Consider the following 26613-nt stretch of genomic DNA (forward strand, 5'->3'; position numbering starts at 1 on the left):
TTTTATGGGCAGTTGAACCCCCCCCTAAATTCTTTGCTTTTGCTGCATTTTGAGTTGGGGGTCTTACTGCCCATTAAAGCGGGATAAAGTGTAAGGAGATTGTGTCGAATGAACAAAAAAAATTTCAAACAAAACAAAGCTACTGATGGCATTGATGTTGAGTTCTCTCGTGAACTCGCTGATCACGATGACTTAGAAGCGAACGCACGTGCAAATGCCGCTGATGCACGTCAAAAACGCCAGTCAACAGAAAAATAAGGAAAGCACAACCTTATTCTTTTCAACAGGGACCTACTACCCAATAAAATAAACCGAGAGACATCTCTCGGTTTATTTTCGATATTTTTTTATATAATGTGCCAAAGTAAGTAGCGGATAAATTTGGGCATAGCTATGATAACGAATATAAAACCCACCTGGTAAACCTGTTCCAGTAGGATATTTTCCATTCACATAAGGATTGGCAAGCAAATATGAAATACCTTTTCGAATAGTTGGTGTTTCTTTATCATAGTAAGAAATGAGAGCATCTAACGCCCATGCTGTTTGAGATGGTGTACTAAATGGTAAAGTAACGAATCTTTTCTCCACACTACTTTGGCATGATTCTCCCCACCCACCATCTTCATGCTGTATATGTTCAAGCCATAAAGCTGCTCGTTTCAACGATGGATTGCTAGATGAAATTCCGAGTGACCGCAAACCCGTCATTACAGCCCACGTACCATATATATAACAAATCCCCCATTTCCCATACCAGGATCCATTTTTCTCTTGTACATCCATTAACCAATTTATCGCACTTTGTTTTTGTTTCTCAGGTAATTCATTTTGCGTATATGTCCCGAAAAGTTCTAACACTCTCCCTGTAATATCTGGTGTAGAAGGATCTGTAATCATGTCGCTTGCGTTTTCGATTGGTAAATTTGCTAATAATTTGCTCGTCACGCCTTTTTCAAACGCTCCCCAGCCACCATCATTATTTTGTAATCCTTTAATCCAATTGACCCCTTTCTTCCATGCATTTTCTATATTTTCGTTTCCTCTACTTCTTGCCAACACTCTTAGCACAGCTGTTGTATCATCGACATCTGGAATTGTCGTATTCACATCCGAAAAACCCCAACCACCAGGAGTCAGCGCGGGAGCATGTACGCTCCAATCAGCTTTTTTTGTATGCTGTTTTTTTAATAAATATGTTATTGTCTGTTGAATCATCTTGTTATCTTTCGGAACGTGTGCCTCTTGTAACGCATAGCTGAGTAAAGCCGTATCCCATACAGTTGAAGGAGAGTTTTGCAAATGATTCCCTCTTTCCATCTTCCATATATAAGATGTTATCCCCGTTATGGCCTTTTGAATCATTGATGATTGAAGAGAATGTCCTAATGCGAGTAAAGCATAAATCATATAAAACGAGGCAGTTGCGTAACTATATAACGTTCCATTTTCTTCAATACGCTCTTTCATAAAACGTTCAACTTCCTCATATCCTTTATGATGTAACGAAAGAGGATACGATATAATTTGCTTTACATCACTTAATAATGTTTGAAACACCGGAGACCGATCCTCCCGAAACCATTCTCCGCCCCCGCCGGAAATGTGATTTAAATTTGGCAATAACTTTTTCCCTACTTGAAATCTTTTATTTAAACAAAGCATCATCGGAATTAAATGAATACGTGCTGAGCTACTCAATTCAAATATACTGAGAGGGGAATCATTTTGGAGAAACATGATTGGTGTTGGCAAATGAAAGAGTGAAGGATATTCATACTCTCCATGAATTGCTAACAAAAACTTCGTCATAAAATGAGCACGCGCTACGCCTCCACGTTCCTTAATAAAGATTTCGGCCCGCCTCATATTCGCATCTTCTTTTGTATATTTTTTCGATGCTAGCAGGGCCACATAAGATTGAATTGTAGCAGATAAATTACCACCTACTTCATCTTCATACAATTTCCATGTTCCTTCATTTGTTTGGAGTGATGCTAACCTTTTTACAAATGGTTCTATCTCTTTATCTCTACCTAATAATTTTAATAAAAAAATCATATGGCAATCTGTTAATGGTGCCCCTTCAAAACAAAACCGCCACGTTCCATCTCGCTGTTGCATCGTTTGAAGGGCCGTTGTTCGCCTCGCTATTTCTTCATGCACTTTTTCATATAATAACAACTTACTCACCCACCCTTTCGAAATCCGTATAACGATATTCAAAAAGGTAGCTGAATATGTATGAAAACAAAGAAAAGCAGAACATATAAAATGTTCTGCTCATAAACAATATCCCACTCCGACAATTATCCCTACTAAAGCACCAACTACTACTTCATACGGTGTATGCCCAACAAGTTCATTTAATTTCTTATACTCTGTTTGTCTACCATGAAAAAACTCATTCAATATTTTCGCTTGTTTACTTACCGCAAGCCTTACTCCTGAGGCGTCATACATAACAATAATGGCAAAAATAGCAGCAATTGCAAACATGGAACTTTCCACGCCTTCCACAACGCCAACACCTGTCGCGAGTGCTGTAACAGTTGAAGCATGAGAACTTGGCATCCCACCTGAAGCGAAAAACTTTGCAAAATCAAATTCACCCGTTTTAACCAATTTAAAGACCACTTTCGTTAATTGTGCTAAAAACCATGAAATTACAGCGGCCATAAGCGGATCATTATGTAAAATTGTTTCCACGTTCTCAGCTCCCTACTAGCTATAATGGAAATCCTATATAGTATCAGTATAAAGAAAAATGCGTAGAAAATACTACGCATTATGATACTTTTGCTGATTTATTTTTTATAAATTTCGGTTGTTTCTGCACTAAGAACTTTGTTTTCGCTACCGAGAATACAAATAATGCAACCCATATACAGAAAAATGCAATCATATGAGTAGAGGTGAAATGTTCACCAAATACAAATACACCTAAAATTAAACTAATCGTTGGCGCAATATATTGTAAAAATCCGACCATATAAAGTGGAATAAGTTGCGCTCCTTTCGCAAAATAAAAAAGTGGTAAAGCAGTAACAATGCCCGCTCCTATTAATAGTAACGTCGATAACATGGAAATAGATCCAAATGAACCGAAGCCATGTGCTCCAGTCATAATAAGATAAATAATTGCAAACGGCGTCACTAACATCGTTTCCATCGTAAGCCCAATTGTCGCATCATAGTTTAACAATTTTTTCGTTAATCCGTATAATCCAAATGAAAAGGCGAGTGATAAAGAAACCCACGGTATAGATCCGAAACGTACCGTTAAAATAATAACTCCTACTCCAGCTAAACCAACTGCAACATATTGCCAAAAGTTTAACTTTTCCTTTAAAACGACTGTACCAAGTAAAATACTAATAAGCGGATTAATATAATACCCAAGACTTGCTTCAATGACATGATTATGATTCACGGCCCATATGTAGACAAACCAGTTTCCGCTAATCAAAACTGAAGCTATTGTTAATGACATTAATAATTTAGGTCGTTTAAAAAGATTCAAAAACTCCCCAATAAACTGACGAAACCTTTTCGTAACACCTAATACTAGTAACATAAAAACGAACGCCCAAACGATGCGGTGTGCTAATATTTCATCTGCAGGAACTTCCTCAACCCATTTCCAATAGATTGGTAGGATTCCCCACATCGTATAAGCACCAGCCGCATATATAATCCCTTTTTTTTGCTGTGCTGATTGACTCCCCATCTTCCTTTTTCTCCTCTTCTCGTTTTTCTCCATTATACGGTCCCGCATGCTCACTTTACCAATAATCAATCTGCAATTCTTTCGACATTTCTCATACAGCAAAAAGTAAACATACTGTTATAACGACAAGTAATGGTATACCGAAAACAAATTTCTTTTTATGAGTTTTATGGTGAAACATATACATACCGATCCAAGCACCAACTGCTCCTCCAGCTGCCGCTGATAAAAACAACGTACTTTCTGGTGTTCTCCACTGTTTCTTCTTCGCTTTTCGTTTATCAAGCCCCATAAGGCTAGAAGCTATAACGTTAATAATAATAAAATAAATCCATTTCATCGCTTTCTCTCCCTATGAAAAATTCGCTTAATGGTAACATGAAAAAACGACGGAAACAACTGAAGAACGCTTTTTATTAATTAGTTACCTTTATATTTATATAGCCAATTAAACAGAAAGTTGTTATGAGCAGAACCTTATATTTCATTCCCTTCACCCACTACCAAATCATCGAAAAAACTTCTCTCAATCTCTTTTTCATCAAAATGAAGAACTACGATTAGCCCTACATATAAAGAGACGAAATTTAGAAACCATTCGCCATTATCACCTTTGTTAGCTAAACATTTAAATATCTCTTGAAATTGCATACGCTCATCTGTAGCAATAACTGGTCGCACGCCAAAGTATTTCAATACGAGATTCAGCTTCAGTTGCACGGATAATGATAAAATATATTTTAATAGCTTTGTATAATAAACAACATTTTTTTTGCTATATAACGTCACAAGTTTTTGATGTAAATGAGAAATCGATAATTCCTTTTCAGTCACTTGTGTTGCTTCTATTGTTTCAACCATCTTTCTCATATCCATTACATTTACCCCTCCTGAAAAAACAAAGCAAAAAATATTTATTTTATAATCAGCAATAATTGAGTATTTCTCGTCTCTCTTTCTTCTTCACTAACTAAGTCATACTTTTTTAAAAGATGAAAGATATCGTTTAATATTTCCTGCGAATGATTACGTTGCAAAAATCCCTTCAATCCTGTAAAAATCCCTTCCGGTAAAAAACTCTTCTGACTTTCCAGCTTATTCATTACATCTTCCATAGTATGATCGATATTACAAGCCATAAAAAATCCCTCCTTTATCCTTTATAAATAATATCCTCTGCTAACGATGTAAACACTTCTCCTACAAGAGAGTCTTCATCATATACAGATGAACCGTTGTTTTCTTCTCGTTTTGCAAAAGGTATTTGCGCGATCACTTCTGTTTGCAATTGTTCTGCAAGCATTTCTCCTCCACCTTTTCCGAAGAGATAATTTTTCAATCCATCTCGTTCTTCATAATAAGCCATATTTTCCACAATACCTAAAATTTCGTGTTTCGTATGTTTTGCCATAACACCTACTCTAGATGCTACGAATGAAGCTACATTGTGTGGTGTTGTAACGATAATTTCTTGCGCCTGCGGGATCATTGCAGCAACATCAATAGCAACATCCCCTGTACCAGGTGGTAAATCAAGAAGTAAATAATCTAATTTTCCCCAGTGCGTATTCGCTAGGAAATTTTGAATCCATTTATTTAACATCGGCCCGCGCCACATAACCGGGTTATTTCCTTCCGTAAAAAATCCCATCGACATAATTTTAACACCGTGACTAACGACTGGAATTGCCGTTTGATCAATCATCGTTGGCTTTTGATTCGTTTCCATCATAGCTGGAATGCTAAAACCATATATATCTGCATCTAATATCCCCACTTTTTTGCCCATACGAGCTAAAGCAGTTGCAAGATTAATTGTCACTGTTGATTTTCCAACTCCACCTTTTCCGCTCGTTACAGTAATAAATCGTACCCCTGAATCAAGGCGAAGCATGCTTAGCATACCAGTTTCTGTTCTACTATTTTTCTTTAACTTTTCTGTTAGCGCAGCTCGCTCTTCTTGCGTCATAGAACCGAATGTCACATCTACTTTAGATGCACCAATTGCATGCAGAGACTCTTCCACATCTTGTTGAATTTTTGCTTTTAACGGACAACCTTGAATCGTTAATACTACTTCCAGTTTAACCTTTGTTCCATTTATTTGTATATCTCTAACCATATTTAATTCTACAATACTTTTGTGTAACTCTGGATCCTCTACATGTTTTAACGCGTTCATTATTTGTTCTTGCGTAATCATTGAACTCATCCCTTCTCGTGTTCGAATTTATATACAACATCTTCTTAGCGCTTCATCTCGTGAAAAAGCTTATTACCCTCCGCTAGCAGGCGGAATGAATGCGACTATATCTCCAGCTTTTATCATCTCTTCATTCGTTACAAACTCTTCATTAACTGCTACCATTACAGTATCTAACGACTGCAAATGATAGCTTTCTTTCAACCATTCTTTTAATTGCACTACTGTCATTTCTTGTTTTTCTAAAATGACTAATTGATCCAATCCGACTTCCTCACGCAAATTTGCGAACAATAAAATTGTAATCATTTTCTCATTCTTCCTTCTTCGGTTTTCCTTCTGGATATGCCGTATTTTCAAGTTGATCTCCAATCCACATCGTTCCATCTTCCCAAAATTCTTTTTTCCAAATTGGGACGATTCTCTTTATACGTTCAATCGCGTATTCATTCGCTTCATAAGCTACTTTCCGATGCGGTGATGAAACTGCAATAACGACCGCGATATCCATAATTTCTAGCCGCCCTACACGGTGCGTAATTGCTACTTTTGCATCCGGCCACTTTTCATTTATTTCTTCACCAATTCTCGTAAGTTGTTTTACTGCCATCGGTTTATATGCTTCATACTCTAAATGTAGCGTTCGTTTTCCTTTTGTTAATTCTCTTACCGTACCAATAAATGTTGTAATTGCACCTGCTTCTCTTCTTGCGACTTTATTCGTTACTCTTTCAACTACAATCGGTATATCTACAATTTCAAATAGTACTTGTCCCATTAGAAACACCCCTCACTTTATAAAATGTTCCAGGCCATTCACTACCTTCGTTATCTTCCAGCAAGAGAACGTCTACGAACATATCTTTTTTATAACCTCTCGTACCACCGGGAAGTACAATAAATATATTTGTCTCTGCTAATGAAGAAACCGAACTAGATTTATCAAACCCTGACGGATAAGCGATTAATTGTCCTTCCTTATATGTCAGTTTTGCTCGTACAAATCTCGTAAATGGATTTGGTTTCAGAAAATCTTCTCCTAATAACGCTTTTTCTCTTTTTGCATGTGCTTTTTTACTAAACATATACGTCCGAATACAAGGTCTTACAAACAATTCAAATCCTACGTAACAAGCAGATGGATTTCCTGATAAACCAAATAATAACTTGCCATTTAATTGCGCTACAGTCGTAACACTTCCTGGCCTCATTGCAACTTTATTGAAAAGAACAGATGCACCTAATTTTTCATATATAGCTGGCAAATAATCGTAATCTCCTACTGATACACCACCTGTTGTAATGACCATATCTACTTGGCTTAACGCTTCTTTAACAACTGTAAAACATGTAGGAAAATCATCGCTAAACTTCCCAAAATATTTCACTCTCCCGCCCGCTCTTCGAATTTGAGACGATATCATACACGTATTACTATTTCGGATTTTCCCTGGCTGTAATGAGTCATTTACATCCAGTAATTCACTACCGGTCGCTAATAATCCAATTACAGGCTTTCTCGCCACTGGTACTTCACTATAACCGAATGTGGCAAGAAGAGCTGAAATACCTGGATGAATGTATGACCCTTTCTTTGCAAGAACCGTTCCTTTACGAGCATCTTCACCTTGAAAAGAAATATTGTCGCCTTTTTTGAACGATCGCTTCACTTCCATATAATCCTTGCCATCCTTCTCATATTGACGAGTCAGCTCTAACATAACAACCGCATCACACCCATTCGGAATTTGGGCTCCCGTCATAATTCGAACTGCTTGAAACGGACCTATTTTCTCATGGAATAGTGACCCCGCACCAATTTCACCAATTACTTCAAACACAATTGGCGTTTCATAACTTGCTACATTCGTATCTTCTGCCCTAATAGCAAATCCGTCATACGGTGAACGATTGAATGAAGGTACATCATGGTCAGCTACTAAATCCTCTGCTAATATACGCCCGTAGGCTAATTCAATTGGCAATAGCTCCTTTAATCCCTCATTAGCAAATTCCATTACTTTACGAACAGCTTCTTCAACCGTAATTGGCACTCTTCTTTCCATTGTTGACAACCCTTTCTATTAACCGAATACGCGATAATATAATTGTTTCGCTTTCGATATATCATTTGTACCATGAATGAAAACACGACCATCTCGAAAAATAACGACGCGGTAATCATCTAGTTGGCAAGATAGTAAATATGGATTCCGCTCTACTCTCCCTAGTTTTTTTAGTACTTTTTCTATATCATCAAAATCGTACTTCCTATTTTCTACCGGCCTAATTTGAACTGTATTTCTTCCGCATAAAACAGCTACCTTCGTTTGGTTTTCGTATGATAAATAAGGATAAGTGCGATTCAAACCGCACGAAGGGCAATCGTCTGTTTTAATTTTCCCTAGTTTTATAAAATGGTTTTGATTACTCCATACATCAAACATGAAAAATGTTTTTCTAATTGCTGAAAAATCCTCTACTAAAATTTTGATTGCTTCCGCCACTTGATAGGCTGCAACGATTTGAACAGTCGGGCTAATAATTCCATCGGTATCACACGTCACACCTGTAACTGGAACATTCTTCAGCACACAATGTAAACACGGTGTCCCTTGCGGAATAATTGTATAACTCATACCGTACGATCCAACGCAAGAACCATATACCCACGGAATATTATGTTTTTGTGATAAATCATTGATTACAAATCGAATATCAAAATTATCTGTTGCATCAATTATTACATCTACATTTTTTAATAGCTCTTCCATATTTTCTGCAACTGCATCCATTACGAAAGCATGTATTTGTACTTCCGAATTAATTTGTTCTAGCCGGTTTTTAGCAGCAATTGCTTTCGGCATTTTCTCTCTCGCATCTTGTTCAGAGTACAATTGTTGCCTCTGTAAATTACTCCATTCAACGTAGTCACGATCGATAATCGTCAACTTGCCAATACCTGCACGTACGAAACATTCTGCACTCGCACTTCCTAATGCGCCTGCTCCTACAATTAATACATGTTTATTACGAATTTTTTCTTGTCCTTTACTCCCAATTGGTTTGAACAACTGTTGTCGTGAATACCGCTCATTCATTACATACCCTTCCTCTCACGAACTCTATTTCATATTAGAATGTTGTTTTTGATAACAAGCAAAGTAAGCAAATCCAACAAATCCAGCTCCTCCAATTACATTTCCAATAAAGACAGGAACAAAATTTCTAGCAAGGTCCATCCATGTCAGATGACCTGCAAAAATAACTGCCGAGATGACAAACATATTTGCTACTACTTGCTGAAATCCAATCACTACAAATGCCATGATCGGGATCCAAATTCCGATTATTTTTCCGATAAAATCACTCGTCCCATAAGCGAGCCAAAGCGCCAAACAAACGAGCCAATTACAACCAATTGCTAAAATTAAAGTTCTTCCAAACGATTCATGTAATTTCCCTTCTGCTATCGCTACCGTTTTATTTAAATAATCTCCCTCTGTTAATCCACCAAGATGACCGAAACAATACGCAACAAAAATAGCTCCCACAAAATTCATGAAAGTAATCCAAATCCAGTTATTTAGTACACTTACCAATGTAATTTTCTTTGCATATAGTGCCATAGACAGTGACATCATATTTCCAGTAATTAATTCTCCTCCTGCTAATACGACGAGCATTAATCCAACAGGAAAAACCGCTCCTCCTAAAACATTGACTAAACTACCCCAGCGTTCAGGTAAATTACCTAAAACGCGAATGTTAAGTAAAAAACCAAGCGAAATAAACGCTCCTCCTAAAAAACCGAGAATAAGCATTGCTGGCAACGTCTGACTTACTTTTTGAATACCGGCCTCAATTACGAGTTCAGCAATTTGTTCCGGTTTATGAAATGCCATTACTAATTCCTCCATTTTCTCCAAATAAAAAAGCAGCTTCAAAAAACTCCTCAAAAAAAAAGGTTTTTGAATGCTGCTTAATTTCTCTGCACATCTTTTACAGAGATATCAATCATCACTTTTACTATAAAATAGAAAATCTACAAACATTGCACATTTTCCATTTTGTATATACTTCATCATAGTATCACTTTTACATATCAGCCACCAATATGTGACATTTCAATTTTAGGTACTCTTTTCTTACTTGTATGACTTAAACGTTCATCTGAATAACGATCTTCTCGGTTGTTCCATATATCACGTACGATATCTGTTATTTCCTCGTCTGTGTAACCAGATCGAAGTAATTCTCTCAAGTCATTTCCTTTAGAAGCAAACAAACAAGTATATAATTTCCCTTCTGCAGAAATACGTGCTCTCGTACATGAGGAACAGAAGGAATCGGTTACTGATGAAATGATACCTATTTCCTCTTCACTTCCAATATAACGATAGCGAGTTGCAACCTCACCTGCATAATTCGCTTCTATCCGTTCTAATGGCATAACTTGATGAATGGCATCTACTATTTCTTGTTTAGATACGACCTCTTTTAACTCCCAACCGTTATAATTTCCAACGTCCATATACTCAATAAATCGAAGAATATGTTTATTTTCCTTAAAGTATCGCGCCATCTGTAAGATGTCCTGTTCATTTTTCCCCTTTTGAACGACCATGTTTATTTTAATTTTCATACCAACTTCAGCTACAGCCTGTATTCCTTCTAGTACCCTTTGTACCTTGCTTCTATTGCCGTTCAAATAGAAAAAACGCTCTTCTTCTAAAGAATCCAAACTAACTGTCACACGTGATAAACCCGCCTTATATAAATCAGGAGCAAACTTTTTCAGTAACGATCCATTGGTTGTTAAGCCGATATCCTCCACACCATCCACTTTATTAAGGCGCTCAATAAGCTGCGGAAGACCTCTTCGCAGTAACGGTTCTCCGCCCGTAATTCGTAACTTTCTTACACCTAAAGAAACAAAAATACGTGTTATCCTTTCAATCTCATCAAAAGATAAAATTTTATCATTAGACAAAAACGAATAATCAGGACCAAATATTTCTTCCGGCATACAATAACGGCAGCGAAAATTACAGCGATCAGTAACAGAAATACGTAAATCCTTTAAAGGACGTTGTAGTTTGTCTAATGTGACAGATTTCATATTTATTGCCTCGCTTTTACTTATTTTATATTTAAAACACGCTCTGGATGCGTATATACGTTTAAGGATTGATTCCGAATAAATCCTATCGTAGTAATACCTAATTCTTCTGCTAGCTGCAAAGCCAACTCAGTTGGAGCTGATTTTGAAAGTATAATTTCACAACCAATCTTTGCAACTTTCAATAATATCTCCGAAGAAATACGACCACTAAAAACAATGATCTTATCGCTTATAGAAATATTATTTTTTAAGCAATAACCGTAAATTTTATCTAACGCATTATGTCTACCGATATCCATTCGGCTTAAAATAACGCCATTCACATCACACAAAGATGCATTATGAACGCCACCTGTATGACGAAATGTCTCTGCAGATTGCTGCATTTCTTTCATTAATCGAAAACAGTCTTCTGCAGCAACCTGTACATGAACACCATTCATTTTCTTTGCACTTAGTGCATCATTTGCAAAAACAAACCCTTGTCTACTCATGCCACAGCATGAAGTAATATAACGTTTATTTTGCATTTGTTCGTAATATGGATTCAATTTTGCCGTCGTGACATGTACAAATCCTTCTTTCTCTTGTACCCATATATCATCGATATCTTCATACTTCCGAATGATTCCTTCAGATGCTAAAAAGCCTATTACCATATCTTCTATATATTCTGGAGTACTAACCATTGTAACAAACTCCTGTCCGTTCATTTTAATCGTGACTGGAAACTCTGTTACAATGCTGTCCTCTATATGTTTAAATGCCCCTTGTTCATAACGAAAGATTTCTCTTTCTACCTGTATCGGTTTCACGATCAGTATCCTTCTCTCACGTTATATTTTTATCAAAAACAAATACCGAAACTGCAATATCTTCTTCTACTTTCATATCTGAAAACAAATTCACTAATTTCGCTCCAACAAGTTCCTCCAAATGTTCACGGGAATTCGCAGCATACACTTCTTGAATCATTTTCGTTCTAGCCATATGAACCATTTCCGCACCGTCCATCGTACTTGAAATAAATTTTTCAGTAGGTGTTAAGTTTCCATAAAGAGTCGCTATAGCCATATTTTCCGCAAAAACAGTATGAATTCGTTCTGGTCCTTTTCCGAAAAGTTCCTTTCGAAGTTTTCGTATCATATCATTAAATTCATGTACTTTTTTTGACATACAATTATACCTCCCAAAAGCCTCATTTTACTTTATTATATATTTTACCAAAATGAGCCTTCCGCCCAAACTATTTCGTACAAATATTCGGGCGAAAAGAATTCACTTCATGAAGGTTATTCGTCTTTTAACCCTTTCCCCATACCTTTTAAGAAATGAAGCCCAAACCCGATAGCACGGTTAATGTCTGGGTCTTTTAATACTTTCATAAGATCGAATACCCCTACTTTTTTATTACTCTCTAGATGTTCATTACCTTCTTCTAGCCCGACTAATAAACTACCTATAAGCTTTTTCGTAAGTTCTGGGTCAAGTTCAGTTAACGCACCTGCAGCGCCCATCATATTATTAATTAAATTTGTAACAGGCTCACGAGTTACTTGACCTAGAACAATTTTCGCAATTGGTTCTTTCGCTTTTAGCATTGAATTTGCAGCTTCTAGCATTCCAATGTCATTTAATTCCCCTACTATATTAAACATCTGATTTAGAGCTTCTTCATTATTAGTTAGAAGCTCTTTTAAATCATCTAACTTTTGCTGTTTTATTTCTTCCTCAGTTAATTCTTGTTTTTGAATCATTTTTATAGGTGCAGCCATAGTTTTCTCCTCCTACTTATCCGTTAAATGCACATACCCTGGACGTGCCCACTTACGATGTACCTCAATTCCAGCTTGAGGATGACGTTTTTTATTACGTGGGTTCGCTTTTGGCATCGGATTTTCGCCATCAACTTCTAATACTTCCATACGTACTTTCGTTTGTTTATACGCAGGTGTATTCGTACGTACATCCACAGCAGGACCTGTTAAGAAATTAATTGCCGTTTCGTTATCTGTAGAGTTCATCGGTAAATATAACTCATTCGCTTTTACACGATCTGTAACGAGTGCACGTAATTTCAATGCTCCAAAAGGAGAGACAAGACGAACTAACGAACCTGTTTTTACGCCACGTTCTTTTGCAAGGTCTGGAGAGATTTCAACGAAAACACCAGGTACTTTCGTTTGAATACCTGTTGATTTATTTGTCATATTCCCTTCATGGAAATGTTCAAGCATACGACCGTTGTTAATGTGAAGGTCAAACTCAGCTGGAAATTCAGCTGGACGTACCCAGTCAGCAATCGCAAAACGAGCTTTTTTATCTGGGAAGTTAAATCCGTCTTGGAACAGAAGTGGTGTATTCGTTCCATCAAAACTTCCCCAATGGAAACTGTTCCATCCTTCAAGCACTTCATAGTTCGCTTGCGAGAACAATGGTGATAAACTTGCCATCTCAGCAAAGATTTCACTTGGGTGGCTATAATTCCAGTTTGCACCTAGTTTATTCGCAACTTCCTGGACGATCCACCAGTCTGGTTTCGCATCTCCTAGCGTAGGAAGAACTTGATATAATCTTTGGACACGGCGCTCTGTATTTGTGAACGTACCTTCTTTCTCAAGAGATGGCGCTGCTGGTAATACAACATCTGCATATTGAGCAGTTTTAGAAAGGAAAACATCTTGCACAACGAAGAAATCAAGGCTCGATAACACTTCATGTACATGATTTGCATTAGAATCTACAAGAGCCATATCTTCTCCGACAAGATACATTGCTTTCATTTTTCCTTCGTCAATTGCGTGAAGCATTTCAATATTATTAAGACCTGGTTCACTATCAATTTTCACTCCGTAAGCAGTTTCAAATTTCGCACGTTCCATCTCGTTCGTAACGTGCTGATATCCTGGAAGCCATCCTGGTAAAGTACCCATATCACAAGCACCTTGTACGTTATTGTGACCTCGAAGTGGGTATGCACCTGCTCCTGGACGACGATAGTTCCCTGTTGCAAGAAGTAAGTTTGAAATTGCAGCGGAAGTATCAGAACCACCTGTATTTTGCGTTACCCCCATACCCCAAAGGATACATGTACCATCTGCATCACGAATCATTTCAGCCATTTGAATAAGTGTTTCTTTTGAAATACCTGTTACTTCTTCTGCATATTCAAGTGTATATTCTTCTAGGCTTTCTTTGAAATCTTCAAAGAAGTTTACATTCTCATTAATAAATTCCTGATCATGCCAGCCTTGATCAATCATATATTTCGTAACAGCCATTAACCATACTTGATCTGTTCCTTGTTTTGGACTAATAAAGACGTCTGAACGCTCTGCCATTTCTGTTTTACGAAGATCAGCGACAATTAATTTTTGTCCGTGTAATTTATGCGCACGTTTAATACGTGTAGCTAAAACAGGATGACCTTCTGTCGGATTACAACCTACAATGATAACAAGACCAGATTGTGCGATGTCTTTAATCGTTCCAGCATCTCCGCCCATACCAATTGTACGGAATAATCCGTCTGTGGCTGGCGATTGGCAATAACGTGAGCAGTTATCAATATTATTCGTTTCAAATACTTGTCGGGCTAATTTTTGAATCACATAATTGTCTTCATTTGTAATTTTAGATGAAGAAATAAAACCGATAGCATCGTTACCGTATTCTTCTTTAATCGATCCTAATTTACTTGCAACTACATGTAGTGCTTCTTCCCAAGTAGATTCAACAAACGTTCCATTTTTACGAATTAAAGGTTTCGTAATTCGTTCTTTAGAATTTACGAAATCCCAACCGAATTTTCCTTTTACACAAGTAGAAATTGCGTTAACTGGCGCATCAGAAGAAGGTTGTACTTTAAGGATTTTACGCCCTTTCGTCCACACTTCAAATGAACAACCTACACCGCAAAATGTACATACTGTTTTCGTTTTCTTCGTACGAGTATCACGCATAGCGGCTTCCACTTCTGATACCGCAAAAATACCGCTATATCCAGGCTCAACCTCTTTAATTAAATCTACCATCGGTTCAAGAATATCTGTTTTTAATCCTGTCATAAATCCAGCTTCACCGAGCATCGTTTTTTCCATTAAAGCGTTACAAGGGCAAATTGTTACACATTGACCACAGCTCACGCAGGAAGAGTCATTAATATTTACTCCTTCATCCCAAATAACTCGTGGGCGTTCCGCTTCCCAATCTATCGATAACGTTTCATTTACTTGTAAGTTTTGACACACCTCAACGCATTGACCGCATGCAATACATTGATTCGGGTCATAGCGATAAAACGGATGCGTCATATCAACTTCACTTACATCCACTTTCGGTTCATAAGGATATTTTTGATGTTCGATTTCCATTAATTCTGCTGTATTATGCAGTTTACAGTTCCCATTGTTGTTGTCACATACTGTACAGTATAGTAAATGATTTTCTAATAACCGATCCATCGCTTCTGTTTGTGCTTCTTTTGCACGAGCAGAATTACGTTCAATATTCATACCTTCTGTCACTACTGCCGAACAAGAGCGCATTAACTTTCCGTTAACTTCTACAATACAAGTGTCACATGTTTGAATAGGATCTACTTCTGGCACGTAACAAATTTGCGGATGTTCAATCCCGTTCTCATTAATCACACCCAATATTGTTGAACCGGGCTCCGCTGTATACTTTTTTCCGTCAATTGTAATATGAACCATGTTGTTATTCATGGTCTTTCCCCCTTTTTGAGAATAAAAAAACTCCACCACGAAAATATACGCACCACATTTCGGCACGTTATTATCATGGTGGAGTAGTTTATTAGCACATCTTGCTAAAATACCAATCCATTTATTCATAAATAAAACGATAGATTCATAACAGGTCATATCACGATTCCATCTTTAACACTATAATTATAGCGTTAAAGTTAAAAATATACAATATAAAATTTAAACTACGCATATGTCCGCATGGAACCATCCATAATAACCCATATAATACATAGCAAGGAGTAAGCGAACAAATGGGGTCTTTTAATAAATGGATACGTGGTGAAAAATCTTTTTCTGCACAAGAGCAAGCTGATCACCTATTAAATAAATCTATCTCTTCTTCTCTTTTCCTTAATCTAAAGCACTTGTCCAAGCTGTTTAGTGGTATTCCAGAATTAATTACACGAACCTTTCCGTTAAAAAACGGAAAAGAAGCTGCCCTTATATATATGGAAGGACTTGTAGACAAAACCGTTATTAACATTGATATTCTTCGCCCACTCCTATTTAAAGAGTGGAATGAAGATAATTGGCCGAGTGCCTTTTCAAAAGCTAACGTGAAAGTAACTCCTACTATTAAAATTTTAGAAAACGGGATTATTAAATAGTAAAAAACACGCTACTTGCTCTTATACATTTAAAGAGTAAATAGCGTGTTATCATTTTTATTTTGAAGCTTCTTATATAGTTACACTTCTGTCTCTTGTTCTTCGTTTTCCACTTCTTCCAATCTTTGCTGCTCTGCAAGTTCAGCTGAAATCATTCCATAATAAATTTCTGGATACAATCCAAATATTTGATATACACTTCCTAAAAACGGCATCGGAATCCCTCTTTTCTAAAGTTGTATTGCCACTTTTAAGGATTCCCTATTCATTCATTATACATTCGTTTTTGACGTTTCCTCTTCATCATGAACGCTTAATAAATTTTGCCACTTTTTATAAGGAGCACTATTTGGATCTACATATCCTTTCGCATACGAACGATCCCACAATTGTTTAATAAACATCTCTTTCTCTTTCTTTGCAACCATATCGGCACCTGTACCGTAATAGTTTTGGAAATATAACTCAATTTCATCAAGGAATAGCCTTAATAATTCATCAGAAGTTTCTTCTAGCGTTGGGTCATATTTCGCTTCACGGTCATACATTAAAATCATATCTAAAATATTATGGACATGCTCTTTACGAAGCCATCTAATATCTTGAGCGCCTAATACAAACGGATGTGTATATAAATGTCCACCTTGTATCATCGCCTTTTCTTGTTCTTCTTCAAATCTGGACAAGATGTTTTCATAAATAAATGGGTTATGAAGCAATGCTCTGTGTAATTTATAACTTTCGCTTGAAATATTTTTCCCCATCGATTGAATTAAGAAGCTACGTCCAACGCCGTTATATTGATATACAAACTGGCCATCAACAGCAACTAAACTAATCCAGCGATACATATACGCGTATAGAAGAGCGCGATTACATTTATCGTAATCTAACTTCGTTTGCGTTGCATTTAAGTCTGGCATGAATGCTGGTAAGTGCCAATACTTATCTAAATGCGGCGTTAAACTAGATTTTTTACTATTCAACTTGTTCACTCGGCGATAGTACGACTGAAAATAATCACCTTTATCATTCATAAATCCATTTGCAATATGTCCAGACGAAAGCTTTGGAAAGTCTTGCAACGATAAACCGTAATGTGCACGATAACAAATGACTTCAAATGGCGAGAAAGCTTCATGTACTGTATCCTTTTCTTTAAACATTTCTTGCATTAATTCCTCTTGCAGTTCTTTCTTTAAAGATGGATGTATACCCCAGTATTGTAATTCCCTATGATGTGAAACTTTCGGCACGAATGGACTTGCTAAATGGAACAAGTCTTCAATTTTTTCACGGACATATTCATCACGATCACGCTTCTTATAATCCGCTTCTTTTCTTAGTGCTTCAACGATATTTAGCTCTAATTTATCGCGATAGCGTATTTGTAATTCATCGTAGCAGTAACTTAGTATGTGCTCACGATAAAAGTCTTCTACCTTTTTCGATTGAATCTCTTCCGTTTTCGCATCCCGGCAATATTCCCCGTATAAACTCATATAAATTTCTGCTGATATATCTTTCGGTAATACTCCTAAATTTAAATGTTGCTGCATATCTTGCCATATCTTTTCTTGCAACTTCTCTTCCGCTAATACGTATACATTCGTTGGGTTTGTTTTCCCTTCAAATTCCTTGCTTCGTTTTTGAATTTCGAACAATAAATTTTCACGTGTTTCGTGTAAATTATCAAAAAATCTTTCCCAATATTGAATCATTTTATTAACCACTTGATATAGCGATTGATAAACGAGTTCTAATAGCATTTCTTTACGATACTCGTTTAATTTGTGTACGTACTGCGTTACAATGTCTTCAAATTCCTTTTTAAATAAACGCTGCTGATTATGAATCATTTTTCCAAACCAGCCTTGTTGCTGCGCGATTTCTACTCGGCGCACAGCTGTTACCGTTCCATCAATATTACTCACATTAAATTTCTTATCGTAGTTTTGAATTAAATTACGCTTTTGTTCATTATTTTCATGTAGTCGATTCATTTTCTCGACTAACTGCTTTCGAATTTCATACAACATAAAACGAGCGGATACTGGATGAACAGGATCTGTTTTCTTTAAAAACCATGTATTTAATTGATATGACTGTCCCTCAGAACCACTTGGTGAAAAACGGTCTGATTCAATCATGTCATATAAAAGTGTCGTTACATGTTCATGTACACGGCTCGGAATCGCATACGCATATAAACGAACCGCATGATCCACCCTTGCTACTTCACCTTTCATTTGTTCCATCATTTTCAGTTTCGCAGCTGAAATTTTACACTCATGCTGTAGACGATTTAATTCCTCATCTTTTTGCACCGTACGCTGTACATAACTTTCTACAGCCTCTAAAAACAGTTTAGATTTCGCAACTCCAACCTTACCGCCTTCTGCTCCTTCACGCGTTTCATTATACATTTGTCTATAGAAAATATGAGCCTGTTCTGGGCGAGTAGCAAGATGTTCTAAGTCTTCTAAATAACTTTTCCCTCGCTCTGGCTTTTCACGTTGCATACCACGTTTTACATCTTGATCATACCTTTGTTTCTTCTCTTGAAACAGTTGATCTAAATGAAGCCAAGATTCATCTAAACCTTGCACAGCCCATTTTAAAGCACAATATTTTAACACGTGCTCATACGGATAAATAATCTTTGCCGTTCCTGCACCGCAATATCGCCCTTTCCCGCTCGATTCTGCTAATTGTTGAATTTGATTATCTTCCTGTGCAAAATGGTTTGCAGACATCGGACTAAATAACTGTAAATAAATCGTATTGGCCATTTGCTCCATATAATCTGATAAATTATGCAGATGGTGTCCATGTAAATTTTCGTAATCGTATAAGAAACAATAATTGTACGGTAAATGATGTTGTTTAATCGTATGATTCGTTCTTCCATCTTCATCTACTTGATCAGGTCGATACTCTAATTCAATCGTCACGCCACCACGCTTTGACAATTCTCCAGTAGAGCCGAGTGTAATGGCATGTAATTCTTTTAACGATGCATAGCCGTTTGCTTGCACCGTTTCAAACTCTTTTGCACTAACTGTTCTCGTCTTCACTAACACGTCTGGCATTAGAAACGCACCGCGTATTAAAATGTTGTGATGTTGCAGTTTTTTCCGAAGCATTTCACGTAAATATAATGCAATTTGTAGAAACATCCCTGAACCTGTTCCGCCCGCTAGCGATGTTACAATAATGACACGCACTCCATATTCCGTTTGATCGCTTGTAACCGGAAAAATTTTCTCAATTTCTTGCCAAAAGGACGTCAATTTATCTTCTTTCATCGCAGCACGTAACGCTAAACGGGAAATAACACGTAACTGTCCTGCCCCTTCTGTCAGTGGTTTATCAAGTATTGTCGGGTCCATCGGAAACCACTCTGGAATCGTTGGATCTCCCGCAATATACTCTCTTGGCGTTTTACTCGAACTCGTTTGTGTTTTAAACTTTCGAATATGGTCAAATTTACTCAATGTATTCACATCTGTATCAAATACGTGCATTGCTACCTTTTTCCGGCGCTCCTCAGGTAGTCTTTCATATATTTGATGTGTTACAGTACTACCGATTCCACCTAAACCAATTAATATCGTTGGAACTTGTAACGTCATGTGAACCACCTTCCTATTCTTGCTTGTTTGAGAAAAGGAGAGAGAAAGCTAAAACCCTCCCTCTTCATCGTATCTACTATTCACACTCGTACCTGTAAATTTCTTTACCGTATCCTCTATCAATTACTAAAAGTTCATTTGGATATAGCGTCTTATGTTCCATTCCAACCTCATCCTCTGTTATAAACATCCCATCAATAATCATTCCTACTACTTGTGACTCTTTCGCTACAAATATCGATTTCGATCCTTTCTTTGCTATAAATGTAACGGATTGTACTGTCTTCCTTTCCGCTCTAAACGGAATGCCAAAATAATGTTTCCACCATTTATTTTTAAGTAATTCTGGCTCAGATTGATATAACCAATCTTTCGCTACTTCTTGATCCCATTCGTAATACAATAATGCTTTCCGGTGAAATCTTGGACGAACAATCCATCCTAAAACGATTATTCCTACTATTAACAGTAATAAAGTGATAGGAATAACAAACTTAAAAATAAGCGCATATTTTTCATAAAACGGTGCATTTTGAATATGAAGTGATATTTTTTTCTTTACTTCTTGTAATTTTGAATCTTGCACTACGATGGTAGCTTCTACGGTGCCGGTATCTGTGAAATTAAATGTGTCGGAGTAATGAGGGCGAGGATAAATATAAATTTGATTACCCTGTTGTTTTATTTCATAGTTGATTGATTGTTTAGATGTGACACCAGTAGATTTTAATAGTTTCTTTACAGCCTCTTCTGTCATCGGCTTACCATCTAACTGTGGTTGTATAATAAACGGTTTACTATTCTCTAAATTTGTTACTTTTTCTTCATAATCTTTCGTAATCGTTTGTAGTGATAATTTTGGTTTTTCCGTTACTTCGATTTTAAATTCTTTCGTCTGTCTGTAAAATCCCTTTATGTTCATATGAACTTTCCCACGTACTAAACCTTTATCAACCTTCATTTCGTAGTAAAATACATGTTTTTTATCGTCCCATTTCATCGGGTACTGTTTTCCGTCTATTTCTACTTCTGCCTGAAAATAGGAAGGCTGAATTGGTAATTCCGTAGGCTGCGCTTCAATAACAGCAGTAACACCTTCGTACATTTCTTCCACATTTTTTTGACTACTATCCTCTTTGTCATAAGTAGAAACGGTATAGTTAAGCGCCGGTTCAACTAGTACCTGTAGTCCTTCTTTCTCAATATCGCGATCCACTTCTATCGTATACGTTCCTGGTTTAATAACTTCCTGATTTTCCGTATTGATATGAACTATATTTCCGAATAATTTCGCTTCTCCTGGTGCATGTATGGAATAAGAAGATTGTAATTGTAACGGTTTAGAAATTTGTGTGACCTGATAATTAGACAAAGAAGGCGATTGTCGTACAAGCGTCATACGCTTTAACGGAAATGGTGTTGTAATCTCTACTTTCTTTCCTACTACTTTCGTTTTTACAATCGATTCAACTGAAGAGAACGGATCACGATTTGCAACTAATGCTGCTACTTGATTGACGCTTTTTACAATACCATCCTCTCCACTAGATGGCATCGTAACTCCATTTATCTCTTTCTTCCATATTTCTTTAAACGTATTTAGCTGTGCCTTTTCTTGCTGTCCTAAATCCTCTTCCATCGTAATTAAAATTGGATGTAACGATATCTTTTTTGCATCCATATCTTTCTTAAACTGCGCTAGTTTCTGCAAAATTTGTTCTTTTCCACCAACCTTATCTTTCTCTAAATCATTAAATGCCCCGTCAGTTAAGACAATAAGCCAAAATTCACGTTTTCCATCTATATCTGCTTCCTTTTTTATAGATTGCATCGCCGTTTCTACTGCGCTAAACGGAGTATTTAAATACGTCTTCCATGCTCCAATTCCCTCAATTTCTGTTTGTCTCTTATCCTTCGTTAACGAAATGTTTAATGGATCATTCGGTTTGCTCATTGGAACGTAAGAAAATTTATCTTTTTCATCTAATAGCGCAACTAAACTTTGCAAAGCGTAATTGGCATATTTCCAGCGATCGTTATTTCTCATGCTGCCCGAATCATCATATACAAGTGAAACGACCCTTTCCTTTGCCTCCTCTCCTTTTGCAAAAGTCCAAAAAGGATGTAACCATATAAATAGAAACAACATGAATGTGGCACAAATTCGAATTTTCATGATGAGGCTTCGCCACCTTTGTAGACAAATTCCTATGTTTAAATTTATGAGAGGATGCAAGATATATGACTTGTATTTTAGGACAACGAACACAGCATAACTTTATTATGTAAACAGTTATACACACTGAATATGATTCCTTCTAGCGTTTTCTATCCGATACTATAAGTAAAAAAGTCTGTTTAAGCTCTACACTTAAAACAGACTTTTCCTACTTTTTATATTGAAAACAAATAACAAAAAGTTTGATTTTGAACTAACACATCACTTCAATTGTAAATCCACCAGGTGCTTGCACATAAAACGTATACGCATGTGCATGCTTAGGAGGTTCGACCAAAAATCCATCCTCCTTCAACCTTTGATTCATCTTATTTACTTGTTCTTCACTTTCTTGAGGAAACCCTACATGAAATGTTTTCGGATAATGTACGTCTTTCCCTTTCATTAACGTTAATATAAACCCATCGTTATCACGCATAACCGCAAAGCCATTTCCCCTTGCCCCGCTACAAGTTAAACCAAAATATTTTTCTAAAAACTCTCTAGTAGCTGCTACATCTGAAACTGTTAAATTAAGATGTTTAATTTTCAAACCTTCACCTTCTTTCTCAATTTTCTAATATTTTATCATATAAAGTGAAACTTGAATCAGTGGGAGTTTTGTTCATTTCCCACTGATTATTAGCCCTCACCAATCGGGCTTTTACGGGCAGTTAATCCTCTACCTAACTTCTTTGCTTCCGCTGAATTTTGAAGTGAGGGTCTTACTGCCCACAAATAGCGGGACAATTAAAAAACACGCCTTTCACAGCGTGTTTCATTTCTTCACATAAACTTCAACAATTGGATTATCTTTATGATCCGCATGCAAGCGTATATTCTCTTCACTTGTACTATAAATACTAGCTAATAACATAATCGTTAGCACGTTAGGAGTTTTTGCATCGCTCCCGTATTTCCTTTCCAGCGCTTCCTTATATTCAAAATCCAAATCCCCTTGCACATATGTATACACTTCAAAACCGTCTTCTAAATTGCAAACTACTGTATCAATAATATCCGCTCCTACTTGCTTCTTCATTTCCTCTCGCAACGCTTCAATAAATTCTTCCCACGGTACTTCGTATGTCTGAAACTGATCTGTAGATTTCATGAATTTTCCTCCTTATATATCCTCTTACTATATTTCCCCTTTCCTATAACAATTATGATACATAGGACATTCGTACAAGCCGCACTTGTCCCCTTTACATATCGTATTACTGTAATGGGGAAGGAGGAATGAATATGCATAGACAAAAATGTTACGATACGTGCCAACGTTATTTCGGCAAAGTCGTTCGCATTGAAGATCGTGATGGTCGCATTCATTTAGGAAAAATAATTGATGTGACAAAAAGCTCTGTATGGATTGAACCAGTGCAACAGCGCTCATCTTTTGATACAGGTTTTGGATACTATGACGCATATGCAAACGGTGGTTGTGACCTTTGTGGTGGCCTTAGCAGATGTGATAGTTGCGGCTGTGGATGTGGCGGTCGTGGTTGCGGTAGTTGCGGCGGCTGGGGAGGCGGCGGTTGTGGCTGGGGCGTCGAACTCGGATTTGGTTTCATCTTCGGAATTACATTAGCTGCATTATTTTTCATTTAACATAGTAAAGAGTTGACTACCTTTAGCCAACTCTTTACCTTTATTTTTCACATATAAAAATACGATGTCCTAAAATATGTTGGTACATAAGTCGTACATTTTCATGCTGTACCCATGCCTCATACAATTCATTTGGAATATGCGAGGATACATTCCATTCTGGCTCTTCTATATAGCCCGAAATCGTTTCTGCAATTGTACCACCGCCAGCAATTGTAATTCTTTTAAAGTTTGCTTTCTGAAATAATTGTACCCACTCGCTCTCAGTTAATAGTTCTTTCATCCCGTATAATTGAGCGATTTTTTCTTCCTCTACCTTATCAATGTGCCTATCAATAATCATTTCAATGACAACAAGCTTACCGTCTTTCTGTAGTACACGATAGCACTCCGAAATAACCTTTTCTTTCTCTGTAAAAGCGAGTATCGATTCTCCGAGTACGAACTCAAATGATTCATGCAAACATGGTAATTGCTCTACACTTCCTTCAATTAATTGAATATCTATTCCTTCAAACGACCATCTATCTTTCGCCTTTTGAATCATAATCTCATTCTTTTCAACCGCCGTTACTTTATAACCACATTCTTTTGTCATATACGCCGCTGTTTTCCCCGTACCGCAGCCGATTTCAAGGACATTTGCTCCATATTTAAAAGGCAATTGTGCTAACAATTGTTTCGTTAACGTAAAACCACCAGGATGAGCACTCCCTATTCCGTAATAAGCTAGGAAATCGATGTAAGTATTTCGTTTCATAAAATTCTCCTTTAAATTTTCTATAATACATATATTCACCCATCAATAAATCGTGCGCATAAAAAAAGCATTCCCAAGTGCGATACCGCAACTTGAAAATGCTCTTCTCTTTTCTATTTCTCTTCAATATACGCCCATTTAAAGCTATATTCCGGACTAATATTATGTTTTACAATTCCCTTTACATTCGGTTTCATAACATATGATTTAGCACTTTGATATAAAGGTACGAGCGCTACATCTTCTTCAAGTAACAATTTCTCTGCCTTCCCTAATTCTGTCCAACGTTTTTTTGCATCAGCCATCCATTCTGTCTTACTTTTCGTAATAGCGTCATCATATTTTGAATTTGAGTAGCTCATCTGATTTTGAGAATTTGTCGTTTCAAACATATCAAGGTACGTCATTGGATCCGCATAATCTGGATTCCAGCCACCATATGAAAAATCATAATCTTGGTCTGATTCTAATTTTAGTTTTTGTTTAAATGGTTGCAATTTAATATTTACTGTCACGCCTTTCAAATTCTTTTCAACTTGATCTTTTACATACTCCCCAACTTTTTTCGCATTACCAGTATCATAATTTAACAGTTCAATTGTTACTTGATCTTTTCCAAGTTCTTTTTTCGCTTCTTCCCAAGCTGCTGCTGCCTTTTTGGAGTCTTGTTTTAAACCATTCTTGAACGTTTCTGCGAAATCTTTACCGTCTGGTCCACTCGCTAAACCTTTTGGTACTAAGTAATCCACTGGTTTTGAACCATCATTTAAAATGACATTCGTTAAAGCTTTCTTATCAATTGATAATGCAATTGCTTCACGTAATTTTTTGCTCTTTAACGGTGTATCTTGCCCGCCACGCTTTTGGTTTAAACGTAAGTAAAACGTACTTGTTTCCGAATAGGCTCCAAATTCCTCTTTATTATTTCTATACTTATCAACGAATTCACCTGATAATAGTGCGAAATCAATCGCTCCTGTATCATATAAATTTACTCTAGTAGCTGGTTCTTTAACTACACTATAGTTAATTTCTTCTAGTTTTACAGTCTTTTTGTCCCAATACTGCTCATTTTTCTTTAATTTCCATCCTTGCTCATGTTTCCAATCAGTAAGAACGAACGGTCCGTTATATACTGTTGTATCAGACTCTAAACCGAATTTATTCCCTTTTTCTTTTACGAACTTTTCATTTAATGGATAGTATGACGCAAATGCCATTAAGTTCAAGAAATATGGTACAGGCCTTTCTAGTTCTACTTCAAGTGTATAATCATCTACCGCTTTTACACCTAATGTAGAAACTTCTCCTTTTCCTTGATTAATCGCTTCTGCATTTTTAAGATAGTAAGCAATAAATGCATACTCAGCAGCTGTTTTTGGATCTACTAGACGTTGCCATGCAAATACAAAATCTTTCGCTGTTACAGGATCACCGTTTGACCATTTTGCATCTTTCCGCAGTTTAAATGTATATTTTTTACCATCCTCACTTTTTGTGCTAGATTCTGCTACAGCTGGGATTGGCTTATTATCTTTATCAAGGCGATATAACCCTTCCATCGTATTCCCTAAAATTTGTGAGCCAAGTGTATCTGTATTTTTTGAAGTATCCATCGTCGGAATTTCATTCGTTTCTGTACGATTTAGCACTTGCTTTGCCGCATATTTAATATCAGATTTCTTCTCTTCTCCACCATTATTAGATGTCGTTGTCGTTTTCTTCTCCCCACCTGAAGATCCAGAACACGCTGTTAACGCCATACTCATCGCTAAAACTGGTGCTACAACCGCCGTAAACTTTTTCATCTTTTTCTTCATTCTTGTACCCTCCCCAATTTATATGTACGAAACTAACTTTGAGAGATTTCTAATTCAAATTATCAGAAGATTATTACTAATTATTATTCTACTAATTTTCCTTGGAATGTAAAGTATTTTTAAAAATATTC

General features: G+C 36.7%; 26 protein-coding genes and 1 pseudogene. 3 read left to right on the forward strand and 24 right to left on the reverse strand.

Annotation, left to right across the window (positions count from 1 at the left end; genetic code table 11):
• The first annotated feature begins 108 nt into the window (after nucleotides 1-108).
• On the forward strand, nucleotides 109-258 hold the full coding sequence (locus COL05_RS11535) for a YfhD family protein (protein WP_001035807.1): 150 nt from the start codon (nucleotides 109-111) through the stop codon (nucleotides 256-258).
• A gap of 72 nt (nucleotides 259-330) precedes the next feature.
• On the opposite strand, the gene COL05_RS11540 is transcribed toward COL05_RS11535, so the two are convergent.
• The 17 genes from COL05_RS11540 to fdhF all read right to left on the reverse strand — a co-directional run bounded on the left by COL05_RS11540 (nucleotide 331) and on the right by fdhF (nucleotide 15785).
• On the reverse strand, nucleotides 331-2184 hold the full coding sequence (locus COL05_RS11540; RefSeq protein ID WP_098668703.1) for a terpene cyclase/mutase family protein: 1854 nt from the start codon (nucleotides 2182-2184) through the stop codon (nucleotides 331-333).
• A 99-nt stretch (nucleotides 2185-2283) separates the two neighbouring features.
• Nucleotides 2284-2709 (reverse strand): divergent PAP2 family protein, encoded by a 426-nt coding sequence (locus COL05_RS11545; protein WP_048527641.1) that lies wholly within the window; start codon nucleotides 2707-2709, stop codon nucleotides 2284-2286.
• Between the two features lie 79 nt (nucleotides 2710-2788).
• Nucleotides 2789-3730, reverse strand: a complete 942-nt coding sequence (gene rarD, locus COL05_RS11550) for an EamA family transporter RarD (protein WP_098668704.1) — start codon at nucleotides 3728-3730, stop codon at nucleotides 2789-2791.
• Nucleotides 3731-3821: 91 nt separating this feature from the next.
• Nucleotides 3822-4070: a DUF1294 domain-containing protein gene (locus COL05_RS11555; protein WP_098668705.1), complete on the reverse strand. Its 249-nt coding sequence runs from the start codon at nucleotides 4068-4070 to the stop codon at nucleotides 3822-3824.
• 137 nt (nucleotides 4071-4207) lie between these two features.
• Nucleotides 4208-4606, reverse strand: a complete 399-nt coding sequence (locus COL05_RS11560; RefSeq protein ID WP_098668706.1) for a hypothetical protein — start codon at nucleotides 4604-4606, stop codon at nucleotides 4208-4210.
• Between the two features lie 38 nt (nucleotides 4607-4644).
• Nucleotides 4645-4869, reverse strand: a complete 225-nt coding sequence (locus tag COL05_RS11565; protein ID WP_071757681.1) for a group-specific protein — start codon at nucleotides 4867-4869, stop codon at nucleotides 4645-4647.
• Nucleotides 4870-4883: 14 nt separating this feature from the next.
• Complete coding sequence (locus tag COL05_RS11570) at nucleotides 4884-5933, reverse strand: P-loop NTPase (RefSeq protein ID WP_098668707.1); 1050 nt, start codon at nucleotides 5931-5933, stop codon at nucleotides 4884-4886.
• Between the two features lie 72 nt (nucleotides 5934-6005).
• The gene (gene moaD, locus COL05_RS11575) at nucleotides 6006-6242 is read right to left on the reverse strand and encodes a molybdopterin converting factor subunit 1 (RefSeq protein WP_098668708.1); all 237 of its coding nucleotides are present in this window, start codon (nucleotides 6240-6242) and stop codon (nucleotides 6006-6008) included.
• 4 nt (nucleotides 6243-6246) lie between these two features.
• Nucleotides 6247-6711: a molybdopterin synthase catalytic subunit MoaE gene (gene moaE / locus COL05_RS11580; protein ID WP_098668709.1), complete on the reverse strand. Its 465-nt coding sequence runs from the start codon at nucleotides 6709-6711 to the stop codon at nucleotides 6247-6249.
• Nucleotides 6692-7999, reverse strand: coding sequence for a molybdopterin molybdotransferase MoeA (moeA, locus tag COL05_RS11585; RefSeq protein ID WP_098668710.1), 1308 nt, complete (start codon nucleotides 7997-7999; stop codon nucleotides 6692-6694). The genes moaE and moeA overlap by 20 nt, the downstream gene beginning before the upstream one ends.
• An 18-nt stretch (nucleotides 8000-8017) precedes the next feature.
• The gene (locus COL05_RS11590) at nucleotides 8018-9034 is read right to left on the reverse strand and encodes a molybdopterin-synthase adenylyltransferase MoeB (RefSeq protein WP_098668711.1); all 1017 of its coding nucleotides are present in this window, start codon (nucleotides 9032-9034) and stop codon (nucleotides 8018-8020) included.
• Between the two features lie 24 nt (nucleotides 9035-9058).
• The gene (locus COL05_RS11595; protein ID WP_098668712.1) at nucleotides 9059-9838 is read right to left on the reverse strand and encodes a formate channel; all 780 of its coding nucleotides are present in this window, start codon (nucleotides 9836-9838) and stop codon (nucleotides 9059-9061) included.
• A 200-nt stretch (nucleotides 9839-10038) separates the two neighbouring features.
• Nucleotides 10039-11055 carry a GTP 3',8-cyclase MoaA gene (gene moaA, locus COL05_RS11605; protein WP_098668714.1) on the reverse strand — a complete coding sequence of 339 codons (1017 nt, stop codon included), beginning with the start codon at nucleotides 11053-11055 and terminating at the stop codon, nucleotides 10039-10041.
• Nucleotides 11056-11075: 20 nt separating this feature from the next.
• Complete coding sequence (gene fdhD / locus COL05_RS11610) at nucleotides 11076-11873, reverse strand: formate dehydrogenase accessory sulfurtransferase FdhD (RefSeq protein ID WP_098668715.1); 798 nt, start codon at nucleotides 11871-11873, stop codon at nucleotides 11076-11078.
• Between the two features lie 16 nt (nucleotides 11874-11889).
• A complete protein-coding gene (locus COL05_RS11615) occupies nucleotides 11890-12234 on the reverse strand; it encodes a Na-translocating system protein MpsC family protein (RefSeq protein WP_000039582.1) in 345 nt (114 codons plus the stop codon).
• A 116-nt stretch (nucleotides 12235-12350) separates the two neighbouring features.
• The gene (locus COL05_RS11620) at nucleotides 12351-12833 is read right to left on the reverse strand and encodes a helical membrane plugin domain-containing protein (protein ID WP_000729897.1); all 483 of its coding nucleotides are present in this window, start codon (nucleotides 12831-12833) and stop codon (nucleotides 12351-12353) included.
• Nucleotides 12834-12845: 12 nt separating this feature from the next.
• Complete coding sequence (gene fdhF / locus COL05_RS11625) at nucleotides 12846-15785, reverse strand: formate dehydrogenase subunit alpha (RefSeq protein WP_098668716.1); 2940 nt, start codon at nucleotides 15783-15785, stop codon at nucleotides 12846-12848.
• A 296-nt stretch (nucleotides 15786-16081) separates the two neighbouring features.
• On the opposite strand from fdhF, the pseudogene COL05_RS11635 reads away from it, so the two are divergent.
• Nucleotides 16082-16393: pseudogene (locus tag COL05_RS11635) on the forward strand (spore germination protein); the annotation flags it as partial.
• A gap of 125 nt (nucleotides 16394-16518) precedes the next feature.
• Here COL05_RS11635 and COL05_RS11640 read toward each other — a convergent pair.
• The 5 genes from COL05_RS11640 to COL05_RS11665 all read right to left on the reverse strand — a co-directional run bounded on the left by COL05_RS11640 (nucleotide 16519) and on the right by COL05_RS11665 (nucleotide 23405).
• Nucleotides 16519-16653 (reverse strand): hypothetical protein, encoded by a 135-nt coding sequence (locus tag COL05_RS11640; protein WP_001116177.1) that lies wholly within the window; start codon nucleotides 16651-16653, stop codon nucleotides 16519-16521.
• Nucleotides 16654-16710: 57 nt separating this feature from the next.
• Complete coding sequence (locus tag COL05_RS11645; protein ID WP_098668718.1) at nucleotides 16711-20073, reverse strand: tubulin-like doman-containing protein; 3363 nt, start codon at nucleotides 20071-20073, stop codon at nucleotides 16711-16713.
• A 76-nt stretch (nucleotides 20074-20149) separates the two neighbouring features.
• Nucleotides 20150-22249: a vWA domain-containing protein gene (locus tag COL05_RS11650; RefSeq protein ID WP_098668719.1), complete on the reverse strand. Its 2100-nt coding sequence runs from the start codon at nucleotides 22247-22249 to the stop codon at nucleotides 20150-20152.
• A 256-nt stretch (nucleotides 22250-22505) separates the two neighbouring features.
• Nucleotides 22506-22844, reverse strand: a complete 339-nt coding sequence (locus COL05_RS11655) for a VOC family protein (RefSeq protein WP_098668720.1) — start codon at nucleotides 22842-22844, stop codon at nucleotides 22506-22508.
• Between the two features lie 225 nt (nucleotides 22845-23069).
• Nucleotides 23070-23405 (reverse strand): hypothetical protein, encoded by a 336-nt coding sequence (locus tag COL05_RS11665; RefSeq protein WP_098346136.1) that lies wholly within the window; start codon nucleotides 23403-23405, stop codon nucleotides 23070-23072.
• 134 nt (nucleotides 23406-23539) lie between these two features.
• Between COL05_RS11665 and COL05_RS11670 the strand changes: the two genes are divergently transcribed.
• Nucleotides 23540-23902: a hypothetical protein gene (locus COL05_RS11670; protein WP_098668721.1), complete on the forward strand. Its 363-nt coding sequence runs from the start codon at nucleotides 23540-23542 to the stop codon at nucleotides 23900-23902.
• Between the two features lie 40 nt (nucleotides 23903-23942).
• Here the strand turns inward: COL05_RS11670 and COL05_RS11675 are convergent, their stop codons facing one another.
• Both COL05_RS11675 and COL05_RS11680 read right to left on the reverse strand, forming a co-directional pair.
• On the reverse strand, nucleotides 23943-24662 hold the full coding sequence (locus COL05_RS11675) for a class I SAM-dependent methyltransferase (protein ID WP_098668722.1): 720 nt from the start codon (nucleotides 24660-24662) through the stop codon (nucleotides 23943-23945).
• A 113-nt stretch (nucleotides 24663-24775) separates the two neighbouring features.
• Nucleotides 24776-26482, reverse strand: coding sequence for a peptide ABC transporter substrate-binding protein (locus tag COL05_RS11680; RefSeq protein ID WP_098668723.1), 1707 nt, complete (start codon nucleotides 26480-26482; stop codon nucleotides 24776-24778).
• Nucleotides 26483-26613: the final 131 nt, after the last annotated feature.

It is taken from the genome of Bacillus sp. AFS059628, from assembly GCF_002571225.1.
GTDB lineage: Bacteria > Bacillota > Bacilli > Bacillales > Bacillaceae_G > Bacillus_A.